The organism is Pseudomonas plecoglossicida NBRC 103162 = DSM 15088 (assembly GCF_000730665.1).
Classification (GTDB): domain Bacteria; phylum Pseudomonadota; class Gammaproteobacteria; order Pseudomonadales; family Pseudomonadaceae; genus Aquipseudomonas; species Aquipseudomonas plecoglossicida.
The window spans coordinates 22,840-47,231 of the sequence record NZ_BBIV01000047.1; the positions used below are offsets into that span (position 1 = coordinate 22,840).

Annotated in this window: 16 protein-coding genes; 5 read left to right on the forward strand and 11 right to left on the reverse strand. The window is 65.1% G+C overall.

All coding sequences use genetic code 11. The features are described from left to right. The first annotated feature begins 263 nt into the window (after nt 1-263). From PPL01S_RS25250 to PPL01S_RS20840, 5 genes are all read left to right on the forward strand, one after another. Complete coding sequence (locus tag PPL01S_RS25250; RefSeq protein ID WP_156042647.1) at nt 264-575, forward strand: hypothetical protein; 312 nt, start codon at nt 264-266, stop codon at nt 573-575. Between the two features lie 216 nt (nt 576-791). Continuing rightward, complete coding sequence (locus PPL01S_RS20825) at nt 792-1,946, forward strand: response regulator (RefSeq protein ID WP_016395081.1); 1,155 nt, start codon at nt 792-794, stop codon at nt 1,944-1,946. Nucleotides 1,947-1,987: 41 nt separating this feature from the next. Continuing rightward, nucleotides 1,988-5,983, forward strand: a complete 3,996-nt coding sequence (locus tag PPL01S_RS20830) for a hybrid sensor histidine kinase/response regulator (protein WP_016395080.1) — start codon at nt 1,988-1,990, stop codon at nt 5,981-5,983. Nucleotides 5,984-6,209: 226 nt separating this feature from the next. Further along, nucleotides 6,210-7,481 carry a Rid family hydrolase gene (locus PPL01S_RS20835; RefSeq protein ID WP_016395079.1) on the forward strand — a complete coding sequence of 424 codons (1,272 nt, stop codon included), beginning with the start codon at nt 6,210-6,212 and terminating at the stop codon, nt 7,479-7,481. Nucleotides 7,482-7,859: 378 nt separating this feature from the next. Beyond that, nucleotides 7,860-8,321 (forward strand): hypothetical protein, encoded by a 462-nt coding sequence (locus PPL01S_RS20840; RefSeq protein ID WP_144062907.1) that lies wholly within the window; start codon nt 7,860-7,862, stop codon nt 8,319-8,321. A gap of 422 nt (nt 8,322-8,743) precedes the next feature. Here the strand turns inward: PPL01S_RS20840 and PPL01S_RS20845 are convergent, their stop codons facing one another. The 11 genes from PPL01S_RS20845 to PPL01S_RS25880 form a co-directional block, all read right to left on the reverse strand. Continuing rightward, entirely contained in the window at nt 8,744-10,345 is a 1,602-nt protein-coding gene (locus PPL01S_RS20845; RefSeq protein WP_042156604.1) for an ArnT family glycosyltransferase, read from the reverse strand. A 3-nt stretch (nt 10,346-10,348) separates the two neighbouring features. Next, complete coding sequence (locus PPL01S_RS20850) at nt 10,349-10,621, reverse strand: lipid-A-disaccharide synthase N-terminal domain-containing protein (protein ID WP_016395076.1); 273 nt, start codon at nt 10,619-10,621, stop codon at nt 10,349-10,351. Further along, the gene (locus PPL01S_RS20855) at nt 10,618-11,349 is read right to left on the reverse strand and encodes a glycosyltransferase family 2 protein (RefSeq protein WP_016395075.1); all 732 of its coding nucleotides are present in this window, start codon (nt 11,347-11,349) and stop codon (nt 10,618-10,620) included. The genes PPL01S_RS20850 and PPL01S_RS20855 overlap by 4 nt, the downstream gene beginning before the upstream one ends. Before the next feature lie 35 nt (nt 11,350-11,384). Next, a complete protein-coding gene (locus PPL01S_RS20860) occupies nt 11,385-12,359 on the reverse strand; it encodes an NAD-dependent epimerase/dehydratase family protein (protein ID WP_016395074.1) in 975 nt (324 codons plus the stop codon). Beyond that, nucleotides 12,347-13,684 carry a UDP-glucose dehydrogenase family protein gene (locus PPL01S_RS20865; RefSeq protein WP_016395073.1) on the reverse strand — a complete coding sequence of 446 codons (1,338 nt, stop codon included), beginning with the start codon at nt 13,682-13,684 and terminating at the stop codon, nt 12,347-12,349. Before PPL01S_RS20865 ends, PPL01S_RS20860 begins: the two co-directional genes overlap by 13 nt. A 94-nt stretch (nt 13,685-13,778) precedes the next feature. Then, nucleotides 13,779-15,407, reverse strand: a complete 1,629-nt coding sequence (gene prpR / locus PPL01S_RS20870) for a propionate catabolism operon regulatory protein PrpR (RefSeq protein WP_016395072.1) — start codon at nt 15,405-15,407, stop codon at nt 13,779-13,781. A 17-nt stretch (nt 15,408-15,424) separates the two neighbouring features. Continuing rightward, nucleotides 15,425-16,198 carry an SDR family NAD(P)-dependent oxidoreductase gene (locus PPL01S_RS20875; protein ID WP_016395071.1) on the reverse strand — a complete coding sequence of 258 codons (774 nt, stop codon included), beginning with the start codon at nt 16,196-16,198 and terminating at the stop codon, nt 15,425-15,427. Nucleotides 16,199-16,215: 17 nt separating this feature from the next. Beyond that, complete coding sequence (locus tag PPL01S_RS20880; RefSeq protein WP_016395070.1) at nt 16,216-17,400, reverse strand: acetyl-CoA C-acyltransferase; 1,185 nt, start codon at nt 17,398-17,400, stop codon at nt 16,216-16,218. A 33-nt stretch (nt 17,401-17,433) separates the two neighbouring features. Next, nucleotides 17,434-19,536 carry a 3-hydroxyacyl-CoA dehydrogenase NAD-binding domain-containing protein gene (locus PPL01S_RS20885; RefSeq protein ID WP_028624907.1) on the reverse strand — a complete coding sequence of 701 codons (2,103 nt, stop codon included), beginning with the start codon at nt 19,534-19,536 and terminating at the stop codon, nt 17,434-17,436. Nucleotides 19,537-19,699: 163 nt separating this feature from the next. Then, nucleotides 19,700-21,487 carry an acyl-CoA dehydrogenase C-terminal domain-containing protein gene (locus PPL01S_RS20890; protein WP_016395068.1) on the reverse strand — a complete coding sequence of 596 codons (1,788 nt, stop codon included), beginning with the start codon at nt 21,485-21,487 and terminating at the stop codon, nt 19,700-19,702. Between the two features lie 112 nt (nt 21,488-21,599). Continuing rightward, nucleotides 21,600-24,257 (reverse strand): LuxR C-terminal-related transcriptional regulator, encoded by a 2,658-nt coding sequence (locus PPL01S_RS25880; RefSeq protein ID WP_028624906.1) that lies wholly within the window; start codon nt 24,255-24,257, stop codon nt 21,600-21,602. Nucleotides 24,258-24,392: the final 135 nt, after the last annotated feature.

Below are 24,392 nucleotides of genomic sequence, written 5' to 3' on the forward strand. Positions count from 1 at the left end.
GCTTGGGTTCCAGAGGGGTAGGTCGCCTGAAAAGGGCGAGCGAGCGGGGTAAGACTGCAGGCGATTATAAAGTTCGATTTTGCCAACCCGACAAGCAGGCATTTCGATAGTAATCATCACTGTGATCGATGAAAGGTGCCGGGCAGAGCGTTTGCGCAGGCCGTCGGCGCGGCCGCTCCACAGTGCCGTTGGTCACCTGCAATGCTGCTTGTCGAACAGGGGTTCAAACTGCGAGGTGCGACTCTGAACGGAGGCGTACGACAATGAGCACTGCCACACTGAGTGCGATGAGCGCAGCGCTGCTGGGCGCAGCCTGCCTGACAGCGCTTGCTGACACCAACGACACTGCTGACGGCACATCTGGATTTATCCAGGCAGTCGAGAGAAATGGTTCACACTCGATGCATCCCAATGCGCCTTTGGCAGTCGGACGATTCGTTGACGATGATGCATCTGGCTACCTGCAGACGGTCGGGAGAAATGGGTCACACTCCATGCACCCCAATGCGCCTGTACCGACCGAGCAATTCGCTGACGATGATGGGCAGGCGTTACCACAGACCGGAGAACATTAGCGCGCTGTAATCAAGGATCAACCGCAAGCATCGCATGAATGCCCGAAGCCCGCAGCCAGCAAACGGCCGTGGCTGGAAGTGACAGCCCTCCAGCACGGCACCCACAAACCGGCCTTCGCGGGCTTAGGGCAGCAACCCCATCTTCCGTTAGCTACGCTTCCTGCAACAAAGCGGCTCCGCTTCGGCCTCTCTTGATAGATGGAAGAGCTGAGATCAATGGACAGCGTGCCCAGCCCCCCGGTTCTACCGACCATCCTGGTGGTCGACGACTCCCCTGACAACCTCATGCTGATGGTTGATCTGCTCAAGGACCGTTATCGGGTCAAGATCGCCAACAGCGGCGAGAAGGCCTTGCGCATCCTCGAAGGCGACCCGCTGCCCGACCTGGTGCTGCTGGACGTCATGATGCCGGGCCTGTCTGGCTACGCCGTGGCCGAGGCGCTCAAGCAGGACGCCCGCACCCGGGACCTGCCGATCATCTTCCTCACGGCCATGGCAGCGGCCGAAGACCAGGTCCGCGGCCTGGAGCTGGGCGCAGCCGACTACATCACCAAGCCGATCAGCCCGCCGATCGTCCTGACCCGGGTCCAGGCCCAGCTCAAGGTCAAGGCCGCAGCGGACTTCCTGCGCGACCAGAACGACTACCTCGAGCAGGAAGTGCAGCGGCGCACATGCGAAATCATGGCGATCCAGGATGTCACCATCCAGGCCATGGCATCGCTGGCCGAAACGCGAGACAACGAAACCGGCAACCATATCCGGCGCACCCAGAACTACGTCAAGCTCCTGGCCGAACTGTTGTCCCAGCATCCTCGCTTTCGTCATTTCCTCAACGAGGCGACCATCAACCTGTTGTTCAAGTCAGCCCCTTTGCACGATATCGGCAAGATCGGGATTCCCGATCACATCCTGCTCAAGCCCGGACGCTTCACACCCGAAGAGTTCGAAATCATGAAGACCCACACCACCCTCGGCCGCGATGCCATCCAGCGTGCCGAGGATCAACTGGGAATGCGGGTCGAGTTCCTTCACCTGGCCAAGGAGATCGCCTACAGCCACCAGGAAAAATGGGACGGCAGCGGTTACCCGCAGGGGCTTGCCGGGGACGACATACCGATCAGCGCCCGGCTGATGGCCGTGGCGGACGTGTATGACGCGCTCATCAGTCGCCGTGTCTACAAACCGCAGATGCCCCATGACAAAGCGGTGGCGCTGATCCGCGACGGCCGCGGCTCGCACTTCGACCCCGACATTTGCGATGCCTTCCTGAACAACGCCGAGCGTTTCCGGGAAATTGCCGAACGTTTCGCCGACACCGAGCAAGAAATCGAACAACTGGCCGTTTCGGGGCAACCTGTCGGAAAACCCTGAATGGCAAAGGCCGATAGGTGAACGTCAAGGAGTGCTTGTCTATGAATCCACTCGCTCTGCTCGAGCGCCTGCCACTGCGCCGCAAGCTGATTCTCGGCCCTGCTGTCCTGCTGGTGCTGTTTCTCGTGCTCGGCGTATTGAGCCTGCGCATCCAGTCGGAGCTCAAGCGCGAACTGCAGCAGCTCTACCGCGAGGACCTGGTCGGTGCCAATCACCTGCATGACGTGCGAGTCCAGCTGCCGCACATCATCGAGGCGCTGCAGCAGGCAGTCGCCGCGCGCAGTGCGGACAAGCGCATTGGCGCCTTGCGGCAGCTGGAAACCGACAAGCAGAAACTGCAGGAATCCCTGGCGCTCGCCAGGCCAACGGTCTTTCGCGCCGTGAACCTTGAGCGGCTTGCCGAGTTCGAGTCGCTGTTCGAGCGCATTCTCGATACCAGCGACCAGGCGCTGGAACTGGCCGAAAACGGACGCCAGAGCGAGGCGGTGCAACGTTTGGACAGCGATGAATTCCAGCAATTGGATGACCGCGCCGACGCAGTGCTTGAAGGGATTGCCAAGGCCAAGCAGGCCGCGCTGCGAGATCTGGTCAACGAGATCGCCGACTTTGCCGAGCGGGGCACCGTGCTGACCTATGTGCTGTTGCTCGGTGGCCTGGTGTTGGCCCTGATGCTGACGTCGCTGGTCAGCCTGTCCATCCGCAAGCCGCTGGAGCGGGTACGCAGCGCAGTCGATCAGCTCACTGCCGGCCAGCTGGACCACCCGATTCCGCATACCGACCTGAGTAACGAGACCGGTGATCTGGCCCGGGCGATTGCCAAGCTGCAGGTCGAATCGCGCCAGCTCGAACGCCAGCGCTGGCTGAAGGCGCAGGTATCGCTGGTACAGAACGACATCCAGGCGGCTGAGACGCCAGAGCAGCTTGGGCGTTTGTTCCTGCAGCGCATCGCACCGCTGCTGGGGGCCTGTCAGGGGGTGCTCTACGCCTTGTTCGAAGGTGGCAGCCAGCTGCAGCTCCTGGGGGGCTATGCAGTGGATGGTGAATTGCCCCCGGCAGAACGCGTAGCGCTGGGCGAGGGCCTGCTGGGGCAGTGTGCGCTCGATCACCAGCCGCGTCGGTTGTCGGATGTGCCAGGCGCATTCTGGCGCATACGCTCGCAGCTCGGTGAACTGCCAGCTACCCAGCTGCTGGTCCAGCCCGTCATGCGCGGTGAGCGCGTGCTCGGCGTGCTGGAGCTGGCCGGCTTTCGCGAACCTGCAGAACTGGAGAGTACGTTGCTGCAGGAGGTGCTGCCCAGGTTGGCCGCCGCCATGGCCATCATGGAGCGCAGCGAGGCGGCCCGGGTGCTTCTGGCAGAAACCCGCCGGCAGGCCGATGCGATGGCGGCGCAGACGCTCCTGCTGGAGCGCCAGGCGACCGAGCTGGAACAGCAGCAGACGGCGTTGCGGGCGACCGAAGCCTGGTACCGCGGCATCATCGAAGCCTCACCGGACGGCATGCTGGTACTGGGGGGCGACGGGCGCATCCTGATGACCAACCCGAAGCTGGACGCACTGTTTGGCTTCGAACGGGGCGAGCTGATCGGTTCGGGCGTCGAGCGCCTGGTGCCCCAGGAGGCGCGCCAACGGCATGCGGGTTTGCGCAATGGCTTCATCAGCAGCGGCACCAGCCGGCAGATGGGCGCCAACCTGGACGACCTGCGCGGTGTGCGCAAGGACGGCTCGCAGTTCTCTGTCGAAATAGGCCTGTCCCACCTGCCCAGCCTGGAAGGGCGTGGCGTCTGCGTCTGCGCCTCCGTGCGCGATGTGAGCGAGCGCCGTGCGATGGAGAACAGGCTGCGAACGGCCACCGCAGTGGCGGAGGAAGCGACCCTGGCCAAGAGCGAATTCCTGGCCAACATGAGCCACGAGATCCGCACGCCGATGAATGCCATCATCGGCATGAGCCACCTGGCCTTGCGCACGGGCCTGGACAACAAGCAGCGCAACTACATCGAGAAAGTGCACCGCAGCGCCGAGAACCTGTTGGGCATCATCAACGACATTCTCGACTACTCCAAGATCGAGGCCGGGAAAATGGGTCTGGAGCACATCCCGTTCCGCCTGGAGGACGTGCTCGACAGCTTTGCCAGCCTGATCGGCCTGAAAGCCGAGCAAAAGAGCCTGGAATTGCTCTTCCAGACCCAGCCCGATCTGCCGACTGCGCTGGTGGGGGACCCGCTGCGCCTGGGGCAGGTACTGCTCAACCTGGGCAACAACGCGGTCAAGTTCACCGAAACCGGCGAGGTCGTGGCCGGGGTGGAGGCGTTGAGTGCCACCGAGGAGCAGGTGTCGCTGCACTTCTGGGTGCGCGACACCGGCATCGGCATGACGGTCGAGCAGTGCGAGCACCTGTTTCAGTCGTTCAGCCAGGCCGACAGTTCGATCACTCGCAAGTACGGAGGGACCGGGCTGGGCCTGTCCATATCCAGGAAGCTGGTGGAAATGATGGGTGGGCGGATCTGGGTAGAGAGCAGGCCGGGCCATGGCTCCACGTTCCACTTCCAGGTGGGCCTGGGGTTGCAGCCAGAGGCTGCGCCCAGGCGCATGTTCGCGGCCGACGAACTGCAAGGCTTGCGTGTACTGGTGGTGGACGACAATGCCAGTGCCCGCGAGATCCTCAGCACCATGGCGCGCAGCTTCGGCCTGGAAGCCGATGTGGCGCAGGGCGGTGCTGCGGCGCTGCGGCTGCTGGCCGACGCGGAGTCCAGGGCGCTGCCTTATGACCTCGTGCTCATGGACTGGCGGATGCCCGGCATGGACGGCGTGGAGACCGTCAGCCGGATGAACGCCGGCAACCTGCGCCAGACGCCTTCGGTGATCATGGTGACCGCGTTTGGTCGAGACGAGGCCCAGGAAGAGGCCGAGCGTCAGGGTATCCCGATTCCGGTGGTGCTGACCAAACCGGTGACCCCCTCAGCGCTGCTCGAGGCTATCGCCACGGTCATGGGGCACATCCAGAAAAGCGAAAGCCGCGCCGCCGAACGTTCAGGACACAGCGCCAGCCACCAGGCCGGGCTGCGTGGCGCGAGGCTGCTGCTGGTGGAAGACAACGAACTGAACCAGGAACTTGCCCGCGAACTGCTGGAGAGCGCCGGCATTGAGTTGCGCGTGGCCGTGCATGGCCAGCAGGCGCTGGACATCCTGGCAGTCGACAGCCGCTTCGACGGTGTGCTGATGGACTGCCAGATGCCGGTGATGGACGGCTATACCGCCACCCGCAAGATTCGTGAACAGCCTCGCCTTGCGCATTTGCCGGTGATCGCCATGACCGCCAACGCCATGCAAGGGGATCGCGAACAGGCGTTGGCCAGCGGCATGAACGACCACATCCCCAAGCCCCTGAATGTCGATGCCATGTTTGCCACGCTGGCGCGATGGATACGGCCGCAAGCTGGCCTGCCAGCGCCCATTGATCTGCCTGCCAGCCTTGAGGGCATCGACATCGATGAGGGCCTGTCGACGTGCATGGGGCGGCGCGATCTCTACTTGCGGCTGCTAATCAAGTTTCGCGATGGCCAGGGCAGTTTCGTCGAGCAGTTGCGCAGCGCATTGGCCGGCCCGGATGGTACCGCCGCCCAACGCATTGCCCACACCTTGCGAGGCACGGCCGGCAACATCGGCGCCAAGGCCATCGCCCAGGCGGCCGCCGCGCTTGAGCAAGCGTGTCAGGCGGGGGAGGAAGACGCGGTTATCCAGCGCCTGCTGGCGCAGACACAGGACTGCCTGGCCCCGACGCTGGAAGCCCTGGCGGGGCTAGCTGCGGGTACGGCCATCGATACCAACGACAGGCCAGCAAACGAAGGTGAACTGGAGCCGCGGCTGATACACCTCAAGGCACTGTTGAGCGCCAGCGATGCGGGTGCGCTGAGCGCGCTCGAGCAGTTGCGCGCACTGCCCCTGCAGCCAGGCCTGGCCGAGCGCCTGGCTGAGGTTGCCGAGCAGGTTGCGCTGTTCGATTTCGACCGGGCCCTGGCGCTGTTGCAGGACACCCATTGATGCGTGTGCCGTGAATGGATCAGCTGCGCAGGCAAGCGGTGATGGCGCCGTACGCAGAGGCCACTACACTTGTTGCTGCTCCAGGGAACACCCCCAGGCACTGGCTCACTTGCCCTTGGTGGATGTGAAGCCAGTCGCCCGGTCCAACGGTGGCAGCCGTCGATAGCGCAGTGGAACATGTGCTTGCCACACAACCCGCGAAGTCTTCAGCAAAGGGAGTACTTTCATGAGTGGCTATAACGCTGTATTGGCGAGAAACACCGGCAATGCTCCAAAGAGCACAGGCCCCTGCTCACAAACGGTAGCGTTCTCTCACTACAATAATCTTTCGGCTCAACTGCCGATCGATCCCGCCTCGGGTGTCTTGGTGGCGGGGGGTGTAAAGGCGCAGGCTGAACAGTGTTTCAAGAATATCAAGGCGGTTGTCGAAAGCATCGACCATACGCTGCAAGATGTCGTGCGGATTACTGTATTCCTCAAACATATCGGCGACATCGATACCGTCAACAGCGTGTACTCGGCGTTCTTCCCCGGTTATGTTCCTGTGCTGACCACCGTCGCCGTTGCAGCACTGCCCCTGGATGCGCTGGTGCAAGTGGAAGCGTTGATCTCGAACGGCGTAGGTACGATTCCCAACGCCCCACAGGCAGGCGACCTGATAAAGACGGTAAGCAACACGGAGAATGCACCTGTCAGCGCATTGTCTGCGCAGTCGGTGGCGTTCTCTCATTACAATAACCTGTCGGCTCAACTGCCAATCGATCCGCGAACCGGCAAGTTGGTAGCGGGCGGTGCAAAAGAGCAAGCTGTACAGTGTTTGAAAAATATCAAGGCCATCCTGGAAAGTATTGACGTTCCCTTCGATGACATCGTGAAAACCACGATCTTCGTTAAAAATCTTTCGGATATCGAGCGTGTCAACGAAGTGTACACCACCTTTTTCCCGGATTCGGCCATTGCCCGGGCGGTGGGCTATTTCCCCGCACGGACTGTCGTGGCGGCCTCCGCCTTGCCCCTGGATGCTCTGGTCCAGATAGAAGCCGTTGTATCCCACGGGGATGGCACGCCACCGCAATTGGTTGAAGACAGGCACGGGATTGTCATCAAGGCAAGCAATACCGCGAGCGCCCCCCGGCAGGCGCTGTCTGCACAAACGGTAGCCTTTTCTCATTACAACCACCTTTCTGCACAATTGCCTTACGACCCGAACACCGGGAAAGTGGTGGGCAGCGGGGTAAGTGCGCAGACAGAGCAATGCTTGAAAAACATCAAGGCCATTGTCGAAAGTATCAATCACACCCTGAGTGATGTGGTGAAGGTCAATGTCTTCCTTAAAGATATTGAACAGATGGCAGCAATGGATGAGGTGTACACGGCATTTTTCCCAGGCGGCGTGCCGGCACGCAGGGTAGTGGGGGTGTCAGCGCTTCCTGACGATGCCCTGGTACAAATCGATGTGGTCGTGGCAAACGCTGAAGGCACACCGCCAGGGAAGTAGCGGGTCATTTGACACGCTGGCAGGCAGACGCATAGCTCAATCGATTGTTTGCAGGTATCTATCGGCTGGGCCGATAAGGTGCCTGCGTTGGCCCTATCGCCGGCTTGCCGGCGATAGGGCCCAACCAGACGCTGGCGTATACAGCTGACTCGGGCATGTTTTTAGCGGGAGTTCGTGCGGGGAGGGCGCTACATTGGCGGCGGCAGCTACGGTGTACTAGCGTTATCCAATCAAGCACTCATGGTCCGCTCGGGGTTAACGGGAGGAATAGGATGAAAATCGTATTGTTCGCCTCCAGTGAATGAATCGATGCCTCCGGGGCACTCTGCCGTGTGTGAATTGGCCACTCATCTTTCGATAGGGGTGCTGGATCACCTGGTGTATCTGCCACTCGTGGCCTACGCGATGCTGTGCGTCATGACCCCGTCGAGACAGAAACGGCAAATTCCGGAGCGACGCCACGCTATTCTTGATGCAAGAATGTCTGGAAACTTGAATCTTTTAGGTATTTCCTTTGCTGTGGTCAGCCTCTTGGTCAGCCTTTCGAAAGATGACATCCACCTTGCGAGTGCGCCTATTTTCAAGTTCTCTCTCAGCGCGGCTTGTTTTTTCGCCTCCTATATAATTTTGCATTTCAGGCGAATCCGGCTATTTGATACGGCCAGTGATGGGCTGTCTAATAGCGGCATATTTGCTGTGCTATTCGGCCTTAAAGATCTATTTGACAGTTATAAGCTGGATGATTCATCGGTCTTGTTTTCTGCCGTGTTGACTCTTTCTTTGCTGTACATCGCCCTGGACGTGACCCTCAAGTGGAAAAATCGAAAGGAGATCAATTAAATGTCAGCCTGTACTTGCCCTCGTTGCGGCTTCACGAATGAAGTATCCAGTGCGTCTGCCAGTGAAGATCACGGTGAGTTTAGATGCTCCAGATGTGGAAACTACTGGTGTTACTGTGAGACCCATGGAGATTATGAGGCACCGTCCCCATGCCCGAAGTGCAAAGCTGAGACCTTGTCTTCTTCTGAACCTTCCGGGAATGAGTTCGACCAAGAATAAATGATCGGGGTTTCACACTCGCTTGTGCTTTGACCTCACTGACTGATAGGGATGTCCCCGTGTCGTCGAGGTTGTCCAAAAAGTCCTGAAGCTGTCGCTTGCCGCGCGGATGCACCGTCCGCACATCCGGCCCAACGGTCAGCCGTATGCCTTCAAGCATCGGCCGGGTGACCTTGTCGTACCGCCAGACAAACTTCAGGAACTCAGAAAACGCACTGTCCAGCCGTTCCTTGCACCCTGATGGCCGATCGGGCAGGGGCCTGTCCAGCACGCTGCGCACAGACCTGCAACGCGCTGGCCCAGGCAAACCGATAGACGCGATCCGGCGCCGCAGGCTGGCAGCGGCCGTTGTCGGCCTCGGCGCCCACCACATACCATGTGGCCCGCGAGGTATCGCCCAGCTTGCGTGCCTTGCTCGGACTGAAGCAGTGCCCCAGTTCGGCCGCCGGCACCAAGGCGAAGGCCGCTGGGTGCTGGCGCAGCCAGTAGGCGGCGGCCTCGGCGTTGGAGCTACCGCTGAACCCGAAATGGACGATCGGCTGGCGGGCGAACAGCCAGTGGCCCTCGCGCCAGTTGACCAGCACCAGTTCCGCGCCGTCGGTGGCACGTGCGGCCTCGGCCATCAGTGTCTCGTGGGGGTTGCGACCTTCCTTGACCGGCTCGATGAACCCCCTGGCGAACCACAGGCAGAACCACGCCAGCACCACGGCCGTGAACGCCTTGCGCCAGCCTGGCCGACCCTTCCACCAGCGTTGCAGCAGCCACGGCAGCAGCGGCGCGATGGCCAGCACCAGGCCGGGCAGGGCCGGGAAGATATACAGCTTGCGCTTGCCGCTGCTGAGGCTGAAGAACAGCAGCACCAGCGCCACCCAGCCCAGCAGCACGAGAAAGCGCCCGTCGCGTTTTTGCAGTTGCCGGCGCCAGGCCGGCACCAGCCAGGGCAAGGCCAGTACCAGCGGCAGCCAGTACTTGGGAATGACCTCGACGAAGAAGTACCAGAACGGCTCGCGGTGGTCCCAGGCATTGGCATAGCGGCTGGCAGTCTGGCGCAGGAGGATTTCCTTCAGGTAGGCCAGCTCCGCCGCGCCACCACCGTCGGCGATCGACACCAGCAGCGGCAGCAGCCACACCGCGCAACCTGCCAGCAGCCACAGCAGGCCCAGGCTCCAGCGCCACCCCTGGCCCGGCATGGCCACCACCCCGCGCCATTGCTTGTGCACCGCCCAGGCATAGGGGAGCAGCAGCAGCGCCGGCAGAAAGCCCACGCCTTTGCTGATGATGCCCAGGCCCATGGCCGCGCAGGCCAGGTAGAACCAGGCCCACGCCGGCCCCAGCAGCAGGTGGCGCAACAACCCGTAGACGCCCAGCGCCACCCACAGGCACAGAAAACTGTCGATCTGCCCGGTGCGCAGGATGCTGTAGCTCTGGTAGGTCGCCAGGAACAGCAGTGCGGCGATCACCCCGACACGCCGGCACCACAGGCGCCGCCCAAGGTCGTGCAGCACCAGCACGAGGGTGGCCGTGGACAGCAGCCCCGGCAGGTACAGCGCGACCTTGGGCGAGTCGGTCAGGTAGCTGAACAGGGCCACCGTCCACATGAACAACGGCGGCTTGTCGCCATAGATTTCCGCTGCGCGGTGGGGAATGAACCAGTTGCCGCTCTGCAGCATCTCCAGGGCCACGCCGAGAAAACGCTCTTCATCGACATTCATCGGCTGGCGCCAGCCGATGCCGGCGCCCACCAGCATCAGCGCCAGCGCAACCAGCACCAGGCGTTCGACGCCCAAAGACTTGAACCTTGGCAAAGGCTATTCCTTCTGCACGGGGTGACGCGCGATCAGTTGCAGGTTGCGCAGGTACACCAGCATCCCGAACGACTGACCGATGATGAACACCGGGTCCTGGCGGTAGATGGCATAGACCAGCAGCAGCGCGCTGCCGAGCATGCTCAGGTACCAGAACCCCACCGGGATGACGCTGCGGCGCTTGAGCTCGCTGTACAGCCACTGCAGCACGAAGCGCCCGGTGAACACGGCCTGGCCGGCGAACCCGACGATCAGCCAGAGGGTCTCGCGGGTCATCCTTCGAGCTCCTGCGGGGGGCTGTCCAGGCGGGTGCGGCGCAGCAGCCAGCAGACCCCGACCAGGTCGAGGATGCCGACCAGGGCGCGGTCCAGGTTGCCGTACTTGGACACCCCGGCCTGGCGCGGGCGGTGGTTGACCGGGTGTACCCGCAGGCGGCCGTTGTGGCGCAGGATCAGCGCCGGGATGTAACGGTGCATGTGGTCGAAGTAGGGCAGGCGCAGGAAGGCTGCCCGCTCGATCAGTTTCAAGCCGCAGCCGGTATCGGGGGTGGCGTCCTTGAGCAGGCGCCGGCGCAGGCCGTTGGCCAGGCGCGAGGCCCAACGCTTGCTGGCGCTGTCGCGGCGGTCGACGCGGTGGCCGGCGACCAGCGTGATGTCGTCCTGGCCACGCACCAGGGCCAGCATCCCCGGGATATCCGCCGGGTCGTTCTGGCCGTCACCATCGAGGGTGGCCAGCCAGCGTCCGCGGGCCGCGTGCGCGGCATGCCAGATCGACGTGCTCTGGCCCAGCGAGCGCTCATGACGGAGGATGCGCAGCTGCGCGAAACCTTGGTTTTTCAGCTGCTGCAGCATGTCCAGGGTGCGATCGCTGCTGCCGTCGTCGACCACCAGTACTTCATAGTCTTCAGCGGCCAGTGCGCTGCGGATTTCCAGCAGCAATGCCGGCAGGTTTTGGGCTTCGTTCTTGGCGGGTATCAGAACCGAAAGGTCAAGCGGGTCTGTCATTCGGGCTACCTGTGTCCTTGTGGTGATGGCGCGGTTCAGGTCCGGTAGAAGTCCCGGTACCAGCCGACGAAGTCCTGCACACCCTGTTGCAGGGGCGTGCTCGGGGTGTAGTCGATCCAGCGCGTCAACGCGCGGGTATCGGCCCAGGTCTGCAGCACGTCGCCGGCCTGCAGGGGCAGGTACTCGCGCCGCGCTTCGATGCCCAGGGCCTGCTCCAGGCAGTCGACGAACTGCAACAGCCGAACCGGCTGGCCAAGGCCGACGTTGAACAGCTGGCTGGGCGCTTGCCCACGGGCTGGCTGGGGTGGTTTGAGGCGCAGGCGCACGAGGCTTTCGACGATGTCGTCGATATAGGTGAAATCGCGTGCCATCAGGCCATGGTTGTAGATATCGATGGGCCGGCCTTCGAGCATTGCCTGGGTGAACTTGAACAGCGCCATGTCAGGTCGACCCCACGGGCCGTAAACGGTGAAAAAGCGCAGTCCGGTGCAGGGCACCTGGTACAGGTGGGCGTAGCTGTGGGCCATCAGCTCATTGGCGCGCTTGCTCGCGGCATACAGCGAGACCGGCTGCTCGACCGGGTCGTCGACACTGAACGGCTGCTTGGCATTGGCGCCGTACACCGAGCTGCTGGAGGCATAGATCAGGTGGCGCGGTGGCTGCTGGCGGCAGGCTTCGAGAATGTTGAGAAAGCCGACCAGGTTGGCCTGGCCGTAGGCCGCCGGGTTGTCCAGGGAGTAACGCACGCCGGCCTGGGCAGCCAGGTGGATCACTTCGCTGAAAGCTTGACCGGCAAACACGCCCTGCAGCGCGGCCGGCTCGGCGATGTCCACCGCCTGGAAGCGGAAATTGGCCCACTGCGCCAGCTGTTGCAGGCGCGCCTGCTTGAGCTCGACGCTGTAGTACGTGTTGAGGTTGTCGATACCGACCACTTCCAGCCCTGCCTGGCACAGGCGCCGGGCCAGGTGGAAGCCGATGAAGCCGGCGACCCCGGTGATCAGTACGGGCATGCGGGCTGCACCTGGCCACGGCCGATACCGTAGTACGCAAGGCCGGCGGCAGTCATGTGCTCGGGCTCGAACAGGTTGCGACCGTCGAACACCACCCGGTCGGCCAGTTGCTGCGGCACCTGCGCCAGGTTCAGTACCCGGTAGTCCTGCCATTCGGTGACGATCACCAGCGCGTCGGCACCTTCCAGTGCATCGTCCTTGCATGGCACCAGTTGCAGGTCTGGGCGCGGGCCGTAATGCCGCTGGATTTCTTCCATGGCCTGCGGGTCGTGTGCCTGCACGCGCGCGCCAGCGGCCCACAAGGCTTCCAGCAGCACCCGACTGGATGCCTCGCGGATATCGTTGGTGTTGGGCTTGAACGACAGGCCCCAGAGGGCGAACACCTTGCCGCGCAGCCCGCCGGGGTAGTGCCGGCGGATCTTGTCGAACAGCCGGTGCTTCTGCCGCTGGTTGACCGACTCGACCGCGTGCAGCAATTGCGGCTCGAAGCCCTCGGCTTCGGCACTGCGGCGCAGGGCTTGCAGGTCCTTGGGGAAGCACGAGCCGCCAAAGCCACAACCGGCGTAGATGAAGTCGTAGCCGATGCGCGGATCCGAGCCGATACCGCGGCGCACCATCTCGATGTCGGCGCCCAGGTGCTCGGCCAGGTTGGCCATTTCGTTGATGAAGGAGATCTTCGTCGCCAGCATGCAGTTTGCCGCGTACTTGGTCAGTTCGGCGCTGCGGGCGTCCATCACCATGAGCTTTTCCCGGTTGCGGCTGAACGGCAGGTACAGCTCGCGCAGCAGCTCCACCTCGGCCGGCTCGGCGCCACCGATGATGATGCGCTCAGGGCGCATGCAGTCATCCAGGGCCGTGCCTTCCTTGAGGAACTCCGGGTTGCTGATGACCTGGAAACGCCCGGTGTCGCCTACGGCCTGGGCGATACGCGCCTTGATCCGATCCACCGTGCCAACCGGCGAGGTGGACTTGTTGACGATCACCTTGGCATCCGTGGCGTGTTCGAGGATGTTGTCCACCACCGCGAACACCTGGCTCAGGTCGGCGCTGCCATCGGCCTGCGGCGGGGTGCCGACGGCGATGAACAGCAGGCGGGCATGGTGGCTGGCAAGGCTTGCGTCGGTGGTAAAGCGCAGGCGACCACACGCCAGGTTCTTTTGCAGCAGGGGCGCCAGGCCCGGCTCGAAGATCGGGCAATGGCCTTGTTCGAGGGCTTTGACCCGTTCAGCATCGACATCCATGCACAGTACCGAGTGCCCCACCTGGGCCAGGCACACTGCCTGGGTCAGGCCAACATAGCCGGTACCAAAAACCGTAACCTTCATTTGACAGCTCCGTCGTCGTCTCTAGGCAGATCGCGGCAAGCTGAAAAAAAATGTCACGTTTGTATTGAGGATTTGTGACCAGGGTGACCTGAAATCAGCCGCGTACCCGCCGCCAGACCGTACTGCGGCTGACCCCGAGGCGCCGTGCGGCTTCGGCCATGTCGCCGGCGCACTGGTCCAGGACCTGGCGTGCATGGGCCGCTTCCGTGGCCTTGCCCAGGCTGCGCAGGTTGTCGCTGGGGGCAGGGGACGGGCTCGGCGCTTCGGCAGCACCGGCCTGGAAGAACTCCGGGAACAGCGTGGTCAGGTTGATGCCATCATCCTGGCCCAGTGCACCCAGGCACAGGGCCGCGCGCTCGGCGATATTGTCCAGCTCGCGGATGTTGCCTGGCCAGCCATGGCGCAGCAGCAGTGGTAGCAGGCGCTCGACCTGCGCCTGGCGTGGCCTGTCGCTCGCCCGGCTGTGGCGCGCAAGCAGGGCGTTGAACAGCGGCACGATGTCCGCCACCCGCTCACGCAATGGCGGCACGGCCAGGCGCAGAATGTTCAGGCGGTAGTACAGGTCCTGGCGAAAGCGCTGCTCGGCGATATGCGCAGGCAAGTCGCAATGGGTGGCGGCAATCACCCGGATGTCCACCGGGGTCGGCTCGCAGGCGCCCAGGCGCAGCACCTCGCGCTCCTGCAAGACACGCAGCAGGCGGGTTTGCAGGGCCACTGGCATGTCGCCGATTTCGTCGAGGAACAGGGTGCCGCTGTCGGCCAGCTCGATCAGGCCGGGCTTGCCGCCCTTGCGTGAGCCGGTGAAGGCGCCGTCCTCGTAGCCGAACAGTTCGCTTTCCAGCAGTGATTCGGGCAAGGCTGCGCAATTGATGGCCACGAATGGCGCCTGCTGGCGCGGGCTGGCGTTGTGCATGCTTTGCGCCAGCAACTCCTTGCCAGTGCCGCTTTCGCCGGTGATCAGCACCGTGGCGTCGCTCTGCGCGTAACGCTGCGCCAGGCTCAGGGTGGCGCGAAAGGCCGGGGCCTCGCCGAGCATCTGCTCGAAGCGGTGGCGGGCGGTGAAGGGGCGCGTGGCGGTGTGCTCGCGGCTGCGACGCGGCAGGCGCCGTACGGGTGTTTCATCCGGCCTGGCCGCCAGGGTCACCAGGCTGTCGAAGGTGTGGCGCAGGCTTTCGGCATCCAGCGCCAGCACCCCCTGGGCGCCTGCCGCATCGGCCAGCTGGCACACCGTCGGCGAGCCGATGATGACCTCGAAGCCATCCTCGACCAGGCGCTCGACCTGTTCCCGGGCCTGCTCCAGGCTGGTGTAGGTGTGTTCGCGGATCTGCAGGGTGAACAGCGCCTGCATCGCGGCCAGCTCCGGGTAGGGCTGGGCAAAACTGAGGATGCCCACCCGGCTGGCCCGGTCGCGGGCCAGGACCAGCGCCCGGATCAGGTCGAATTCGCCCAGGTGCAGGGCCCTGACCGTGGTCGAGAGGTGCTGGCGCAGGTAGTCGGCGGCAGCACCGGAACACAGGATGACGTCCGCCTGCTGGCGGCTTTCCAGCTCGCGCGCCAGCGGCAGCAGATCGGCAAGGGTGGTCTCGATGACCTCGATGCGCGCCTGCTGCCGGTAGTCGGCGCCGACCTGCTCGATCAACTGCGCCATGCGGCTGGGTGCAGCGGGGCGATGCAAGTGGGTGACCAGCGCGACCACGCGCGGCAGGTAGGCGGCAACAGGCATACAGGCTCCTTGTTGGGTTACAGCGGGTTGACCAGGTGCCCGCCATCCACGGCCAGGACGCTGCCGGTCATGTAGGCACCGGCGTCGCTGGCCAGCAGCAGCAAGGGCCCGTCCAGCTCGTGCAATTGCCCCAGGCGGCGCATCGGCACCTGGCCCTTGATGTAGCTTTGGCCAGCCTCGCCGTCGAAGTAGTCTTCGTTCATCTCGGTCTTGAAGTAGCCCGGTGCGATGGCGTTGACACGGATCCGGTAGCGGGCCAGTTCCAGCGCCATGGCCTTGGTCAGCTGCACCACGGCGGCCTTGGCCGTGCAGTAGTGGCTCAGGCCACTGCCCACGCGCAGGCCGAGGATCGAGGCGATGTTGATGATGCTGCCCGGGCGCTCGGCCTTGACCAGGCGCTGGCTGGCGCACTGGGCGACGTGGAACACGCCGTCGAGGTTGGTCGAGAGCATGCGCTGCCAGTCCTGCTCGCTCAGGTCGAGGAAGCGCCCGGGGTCGCCGATACCGGCGTTGTTGACTACCACATCGACCACGCCGAAGCGTGCCTCGGCCTGGTCGAAGGCCAGTTCGACGCTGTCGCGCCGGGTCACGTCCAGCGCTACCGCCAAGGCCTCGCCGCCATTGGCCTCAAGCGCTTGTGCCAGCGCCTGCAGGCGCTCGACCCGGCGGGCGGCCAGCACCACGCGGGCACCGGCGGCCTGGGCCAGGCGCGCGAAGTGCTCGCCCAGGCCGCTGGAGGCACCGGTCACCAGCACGGTCTTGCCGGCCAGGGAGAATGTGTTTGCAAGCATGTCGTTGGTCCTTGATCTCAAAGTACTTCGAACAGGCCGGCGGCACCCATGCCACCGCCCACGCACATGGTCACCACCACGTAGCGTACCCCGCGACGTTTGCCTTCGAGCAGGGCATGCCCGACCATCCGTGCGCCGCTCATGCCATAGGGGTGGCCGATGGCGATGGCGCCGCCGTTGACGTTCAGGCGCATCGGGTCGATGCCCAGCTTGTCGCGGCAGTACAGCACCTGGCAGGCAAAGGCTTCGTTGAGTTCCCACAGGCCGATGTCATCGACCTTCAGCCCATGCTGCTTGAGCAGGCGCGGCACCGCGTACACAGGGCCGATGCCCATCTCTTCCGGGGCCAGGCCGGCCACCGCGATGCCGCGGTACAGGCCCAGCGGGCGCAGGTTGCGCTGTTCGGCCAGGCGCGCGTCCATCAGCACGCAGGCGCTGGCACCGTCGGACAGCTGGCTGGCGTTGCCGGCGGTGATGCAACCGCCGTCGAGCACCGGCTGCAGGCGCGTCAGGTCGTCGAGGACGGTTTGCGGGCGGTTGCCCTCGTCCTGCGACAGCGTGACCTGGCGGTAGCTGACCTCGCCGGTCTGCTTGTCCACGACCCGCTGCTGGGCCGTCACCGGCACGATCTCGGCCTCGAACAGCCCGTCGCGCTGGGCGGCGGCGGTGCGCAGCTGCGACTGCAAGGCGTAGGCGTCCTGCGCTTCGCGGCTGATGCCGTAGCGGCTGGCCACGTGTTCGGCGGTCTGCAGCATCGGCATGTAGGCATGCGGGACACGCTCGATCACCGTGCTGTCCTGTTCGCCCAGCGCCCATTCGAGGTTGCGTGTTTGCACCGCGCTGATGTTTTCCTGGCCGGCGCCGACGGTCACTTGCATGCCATCGACGATGATCTGCTTCGCCGCGGTGGCGATCGCCATCAAGCCGGAGGCGCACTGACGGTCCAGGGTCTGGCCGCTGACCGACACCGGCAGGCCGGCGGCCAGCGCGCTCATGCGGCCAAGGTTCCAGCCGGCGGTGCCGGAGGGCATCGCGGTGCCCATGACCAGGTCTTCGATTTCGTCAGCGGCGATGCCGGCGCGTGCGACCGCTGCCTGAATGGCGTGTGCTGCCAGGCTCGGCGAGCGGACGTTGTTCAGTGCACCGCGAAAGGCCTTGCCGATAGGGGTGCGGGCGGTGGAGAGGATGACGGCTTCTTTCATGTTCGGGGTTCCTAAAGACCAGGGGAGAACGACTCAGAGGCTTGGTTCACGCAGCTTCGCGCTGGAAGCCAGGCGGTGCAGCAACGGGGCAGGTTCCAGCCACATGCGGCCGTAGGCGCCGAGCTGTTCGCGCAGCTGTTCGATGCCTGCCAGCACGTTGTCCAGGCCCAGGTCGCGGGCGTAGTGCAGCGGCCCGCCGCGCCAGGCCGGGAAGCCGTAGCCGTTGGTCCACACCAGGTCGATGTCGCCACTGCGCAGGGCGATGCCTTCGTCGAGCAGCTGCAGGCCTTCGTTGATCAGCATGAACAGGCAGCGGTCGTGGATTTCCGCGTCGCTGATGGTGCGTCGGGTAATGCCCAGCTTGGCTGCCAGTTGCGCCGCGATCTGCTCCACTTCCGGGTCTTCGATGCGCTCGCGGCCTTCGTAGCGGTAGAACCCGCGCCCGCTCTTCTGGCCGAGGCGGCCGAGGGTGTAGAGCTCGTCGGCCAGGCGGAAGTAGCTCGGGTCGTGGGCGATCTCGCTCTGCCGTGACTGGCGCACCAGGTAACCGACGTCGATGCCGGCCAGGTCGTACATGGCGAACACCCCCATGGCCAGGCCCAGGTCGGTCAGCACCTTGTCCACCTGTGCGGGCGAGGCACCCTCGAGCACCAGGCGGTGGGCTTCGCGGGCATAGGGTTCGAGCATGCGGTTGCCGATGAAGCCAAAGCACACGCCGGACACCACTGGCAGCTTGCCGATGCGCTTGGCGATCTTCAGCGTGGTAGCCAGCACGTCCGGCGCCGTGGCCCGGCCACGCACCACTTCCAGCAGGCGCATGACATTGGCCGGGCTGAAGAAGTGCAGGCCAACCACATCCTGCGGGCGCTGGGTGCAGGCGGCGATGCGGTCGACATCCAGGGTCGAGGTGTTGCTGGCCAGGATCGCGCCGGGCTTGCACACCCGGTCGAGGGTGCGGAACACCTGCTGCTTGATCGACAGGTCCTCGAATACCGCTTCGATCACCAGGTCCGCGTCGGCCAGGTCGGCATAGTCGAGGGTGCCTTGCAGCAGGCTCATGCGCTGTTCGAGTTGCTCGGCGCTGAGCTTGCCGCGCTTGATGCTGCTTTCGTAGTTCTTGCGGATCTGCGCCAGGCCACGGTCCAGGGCTTCGGGCTTGAGCTCCAGCAAGCGCACCGGGATGCCGGCGTTGATGAAGTTCATGGCGATACCGGCGCCCATGGTGCCGGCGCCGATCACCGCCACCTTGGCGATGTCGCGCAGCGTGGTGCTGGCGTCGATACCCGGCACCCGCAGCGCTTCGCGCTCGGCGAAGAACTGGTGGCGCAGGGCCGTGGCCTGCGGGTCTTGCAAGGCTTCGCGGAACAGCGCCTGTTCACGTGCCAGGCCTTCGCCCAGGGGCAGCTCGCAGGCGGCACGGACGGCGGCCAACACCCGCAACGGCGCCCGTTGGCCGGGCTTGCGCGCAACCAGCTGGGCCTCGCGGGTGGCGAAGAAGTCGTTGGCCTGGTCGTGCACCAAGTGGGCTTGCTCGGCTTTGACTGCGGCGGGTTGGGTCAGCAGGTCCCGGGCGAAGACGCAGGTCAGTTGCAGCAGGTCCTGGCCGCGTTCGGCCAGGCGGTCGACCAGGCCCAGGGCGTGGCCCTGGCGACCATCGATCGGGTCACCGCTGAGCATCATGTCCAACGCCGGTGCCACGCCGATCAGGTGCGGCAGGCGCTGGGTGCCACCGGCGCCGGGCAGCAGGCCCAGGCGCACTTCAGGCAGGCCCAGGCGGGCGTTGGCCGTGGCCAGGCGGTGGCTGCAGGCCAGCGCCAGCTCCAGGCCGCCGCCCAGGGCCACGCCGTCGATGGCGGCGATCACCGGTTTGTCGATGCGGGTCAGGGCGTCGAGCAGATCGCCCAGCGCTGGCGCCTCCCAGGTCAGTGGACTGCCGAACTCGCTGATGTCGGCGCCGGCGCTGAAGGGCAGCTGCTGCCCGTGCAGGATGATGGCCTGCACCTCAGGGTCGGCGGCGGCCTGGCTGCAGGCCTGCAACAACGCTTGGCGCAGGCCGTGGCCAAGGGCGTTGACCGGCGCATGGCTCAGGCCGATCAGGGCCAGTTGGTTGTCGCGACGATAGTCGATGAGCTGCATGGGAGGAAGCCTTATGTTTTCTTTGCCGGACGAAGCTTTGTGGGCCTCGCCTTGGGCTGGGACGATTGAATAAAAAAACCAGGTGGCGGCCCGTAGCGCGGGCCGCCACCCGCAAAAACCGCTGCCCGGAGGGGACAGGCAGCGCAAACCAGCTCGGCGCAAATCAGCGGGCGAAAGCGGCCTCGCTGATGTCCATCAGGTTGTTGCTGCCACTGCGAATCAGCGTTTCATGCAGGCTGGCGCGTGGCAGCAGGCGCTGCAGGTAGAAGCGGGCGGTTTCGCGCTTGCCCTGGTAGAACGCCACCTCATCGCTGCCAGCGGCCAGAGCCCGTTCGGCCGCGCACGCAGCGCGCAGCCAGAGGTAGCCGAGCAGGGTGTAGCCGCTGAGCATCAGGTAGTCGAAGGCGCTGGCGCCGATCAGGTTGGCGTCGGTAGCGCTGGCGTCGCGCAGCCAGTCGCTGATTTCACGCCAGGCCGTCACTTGCTTGAGCAGGGCCTGGGCCAGGTGGGCCGGGGCGGTGCTGCCCTGGATGAAATCTTCGATTTCGCCCAGCAGTTCGCCCAGGGCTTCACCCCCATCGGCCAAAACCTTGCGAGTCAGCAGGTCGAGGCCCTGGATGGTGTTGGTGCCTTCATAGATCGCGGTAATGCGCACATCGCGGGCGATCTGCTCCATGCCCCATTCACGGATGTAGCCGTGGCCGCCGAACACCTGGATGCCCAGCTGCGCCGCTTCGTTGCCGGTTTCGGTGAGGAAGCCCTTGGCAATCGGCGTGAGCAGTGCCAGGCGGCGTGCCGCAGCCTGGCGTACAGCGGCGCTGGCACCGTGGTGCAGCTGGTCGACGCCCTTGGCGCAGGTGTAGGCGAGCATGCGGCCGCCTTCGGCGTAGGCTTTCTGGGTCAGCAGCATGCGCCGCACATCGGCATGGCCGATGATCGGGTCGGCCGGCTGCTCAACGCGCAGGCGCGGCGTGGCGCGCATCTGCACGCGTTCGCGGGCATAGGCCAGGGCCCCCTGGAACGACGCCTCGGCATGGGCCTGGGCCTGTTGGGACACGGCCAGGCGCGACTCGTTGATGTAGGTGAACATGGCGTTCAGGCCACGGTTGGCCTCACCCAGCAGGTAGCCGTTGGCGCCGTCGAAGTTGAGTACGCAGGTGGCGTTGCCGTGGATGCCCATCTTGTGTTCGATGGAGCCGCAGCTCACGCCGTTGGGCGCGCCCAGCTGGCCCTGGGCATCGACCTGGATCTTCGGCACGGCGAACAGCGAGATGCCCTTGACCCCCGCCGGCGCACCTTCGATGCGCGCCAGCACCAGGTGGATGATGTTTTCGGTCATGTCATGTTCACCGGCGGAGATGAACATCTTGCTGCCGCTGATCCGGTAGCTGCCATCGGCCTCGAGCCTGGCGCTGGTGCGCAGCAGGCCGAGGTCCGAGCCGCAGTGGGCTTCGGTCAGGCACATGGTGCCGCCCCAGCGGCCTTCGATCATCGCCGGCAGAAAGCGCTGCTTCAGGGTTTCGTCGGCGTGCTCGCTGAGGGTGCTGATGGCACCGCCGGCGAGGTTGCCGTACATGCCCCAGGCATGGTTGGCGCTGCAGACCATTTCGTAGTTGACGAAGCCCAGCGACGGCGGCAGGCCCTGGCCACCGAAGGCCGGGTCCTTGTCCAGGCCCAGCCAGCCGTTGTCGGCAAAGCGTTTGTAGGCATCGGCGAAGCCTGGCGGCGTGATGACCTTGCCGTCCTGCCACTGGCAACCGTGCTGGTCGCCCACAGCATTGAGCGGGGCGAGCTCCTGCTCGGCGAACTTGGCGCCTTCCTCGACGATGGCGGCGAAGGTGGCTTCATCCGGGATTTCACAGCCAGTCAGTTGCTGGTAGTGGCTGCACAGGTCGAGCAGTTCCTGGGCCACGAAGGTGATATCGCGCAATGGGGCGGTGTAGCTGGGCATGCCTGACTCCTGGCTGGGTGGACTCGGCATGTTGTAACAGGCAGGGCCCGGGCGCCGCGTCCACCCCCCAGGTGGATTGGCGGGTGGAATCGGCGCTGGGCCCAGGTGGAGGTCAGTTCAAAAGCTGCAGTTCGCGCGCCGAACACAGGGCGCTGTCGCGGTCGGCCACATCCAGCTTGCGGAACAGGTTGTTGATATGGGTCTTGACCGTGCTCAGGCTGATGAACATGGCCTCGGCGATCTGCCCGTTGCTCTGGCCGCGGGCCATGCGCTGCAGCACTTCCAGTTCGCGGCGCGACAGCGGCACGATCAGCGCGCTCTCGGCACTGTCCTTGCCCGCCAGCAGCGGGCGGAACAGCGCATTGAGGTGCTCGCGAGGCGGCGCCGGCGCTGTCAGCCCCAGGCGTTCGCGAACCTGCGGCAGCAACAGTTGGCGCAGGGCCTCCAGGCTGGTGTCGCCTTCGTACTGCAGCAACTGGCCGAAACCGTGCGCGCAGGCCAGTTGCAAGGCCTGTTCGAGGCTCAGCAGGGCCTCGTCACGCTCACCGCGGTCCTGCAGCAGCGCCGCGTCGAGCAACTGGGCATCGAGCAACAGGCGGTGGTTGGCCTGTGCCTGGGCCCTGGCCTGCAGCATCTGCTGGATCTGTCGCGCCTTGTCGCGCTGGCCCAGGTGGCGTTGCACCCAGGCGTAGGCGAGCCACTCCTCGGGCAGCAGTTGCTCGCCATATTGGCGGTTGCACCAGTGCCACTGGCCGAGCCAGTCGGGCAGGTAGTCCTGGTCGTTGTCGTGCAGGGCCAGGCGCGCCTGCCATGCCCCGGCCTGGCGGTAGAGGGTGAACAGGCGGAACTGTCGGGCCAGTCGGCGCACCTCCACCCAGCGGGCCTTGGCCTGGGCCGTTTCACCCAGTGCCCAGTGCAGGCACGCCTGGTGGTGGAACACCCAGGGCAGCGCGGCACTGTGGGGAAAGCCCAGCGCCAGCACTTCGGCCTGGGCCATTTCCTGGCGCGCCTGGGCCAGGCGGTTGGCCTGCAGCAGCGCCAGGCCCTTGCCCAGGTGGTGGAACAGTTCATAGAAGCGCCCGGAGCTGCCGGTAGCGGGTGTTTCGGCCATGCCTTGCAGGCGCGCCCAGGCTGCCTCGTTGGCGCCTTGGGCCAGCTCGATCTGGGCCAAAAGCAGTTGCAGCAGGTTGGTGTAACCGCTCAGGCCAAAGCCCTGCAGCTGACGCAGGGCGCGGCTGCCTTCGGCATGGGCCTGGGGCAGGTGGCCGAGCGCGGCCAGGCAGTTGGCACGGTCGAAATACAGCACCGAGCGCGCGGCATTGTCCTGGGGGAACTGCTGCAAGGCCCGCGCCGCCAGGGCCAGGCCGTGCCCCAGGTTGCCGCCCAGGTAGGCCAGGCGGCTGCGCAGGAACATCACTGTCTGCTGCACCCGCTCGGGGTGGCGCGGCACCGTCTGACGGCGCTGCAGGGCGTAGAGCTGGTGCAGGCAGTGACAGGCCTGGGCGATGTCGTTGGTGACCATCACCGTGGACGCTTCGGTCACCGCCAGGGTGAAGCTGTCGTTGCCTTTGTTGCCGGCGACTTCGTCGAGCACATCGACCAGGGTATTGACCTTGCCCTCGCGCAGCAGTTCGAAACCGTGGCGGTCAACGATGCTGAGCACGGCGTCCAGGTCGCGGGCGCGCCCCAGTTGGTAGATCGCTTCGGTGAAGCGGCGCTGCGCCAGCAACCAGTTGGCGGCCTGACGATGCAGTTGACGCAGGTGTTGCGGGTCGCGCTGTTCCAGGCGCTGGTAGAGGCTGTTGCGCAGGGCAGGGTGGTAGCGGTATTCGGTGTGCTCGCCCTGGGGCACCTCGATGATCAGGGCCATGCGCTGCAACTGGCGCAGCGCGCTTGGCACATCGGCCGGGGCGGCGAGTTCACCGGCAAGGCCTGCATCGAACACCTGGGCCACGGCGGTCTGCTCGAGAAACCCGCGCAAGCCCACGGGCAGGCGTTGCAGGCATTCTTCTTCGAGAAACTGCCGGGCCTGAGCGTAGGCCTGGCGAGTGATCGGGCGCAGGTCGCCGGGTGCCTGGCCGGTGCTGTGCAATGCCGCGCGGTAGGCCTGCAGCCAGAACAGCACGCCAGTGGGCCAGCCTTCGCTGCCGGCGCGCAGCTGATAGAGCGCATCGCTGCCCAGCTTGACCTCGCGGGCGATCGCCAACTGCTGGGTCTCGTCGCTGTCCAGGGCCAGATCGCAGGCGCCGAGCTGGGTCAGCCGGTCGTCACGGCGCAGGTGGGCCAGGGGCAGGAACGGCGGGCCTTCGCTGGCCGCCAGCAGGCGCAGCGCGGGCGGCGGGTAGCGCAGCAGGGTGTCCAGGTAGTGCCAGGCGGGCGCTGCGTTGAGCAGGTGCAGGTCGTCGAGCAGCAGGGTGACAGGTGCCTGGCGCGCCTCCAGGTCAGCCAGGATCAGGCTCCACAGCTGTTCGGCCTGTGGCGTCTCGCGTTGCTGCTCAGGCAGTTGCAGCGCCGCGTGCAGGTGCAGCAGCAGGGCCAATGGCTGGTTTTCGGCGCGGGTCAGCCGCAGCCATCCCCAGGCCCCTGGCAGGCTGCGGGCGAACTGGCCGAGCAGGGTGCTCTTGCCATAGCCCAGCGGTGCTTGCAGGAGCACGAAGGTGTTCGCCTCCAGCGCGTTGGCCAGCTGTTCGAGCAGCCGCGTGCGCACCACGCCTTTGGACGGCTCGGCGGGTGGGCGCAGCTGGTTCGGTTTGAGCGCGGGAAGATGCATGGTGAGCAGGTTCCGTCGGTTCGGCCAGACATCCTAGCGGAGCGCGGCAGCGCGGCGGGTAAATTTTTGGTGTGGATGTCGTGGGAGTTGCGTGGGGGCGAACATCGAGCGCCGCCCGCGCGGCGCATCGCGAGC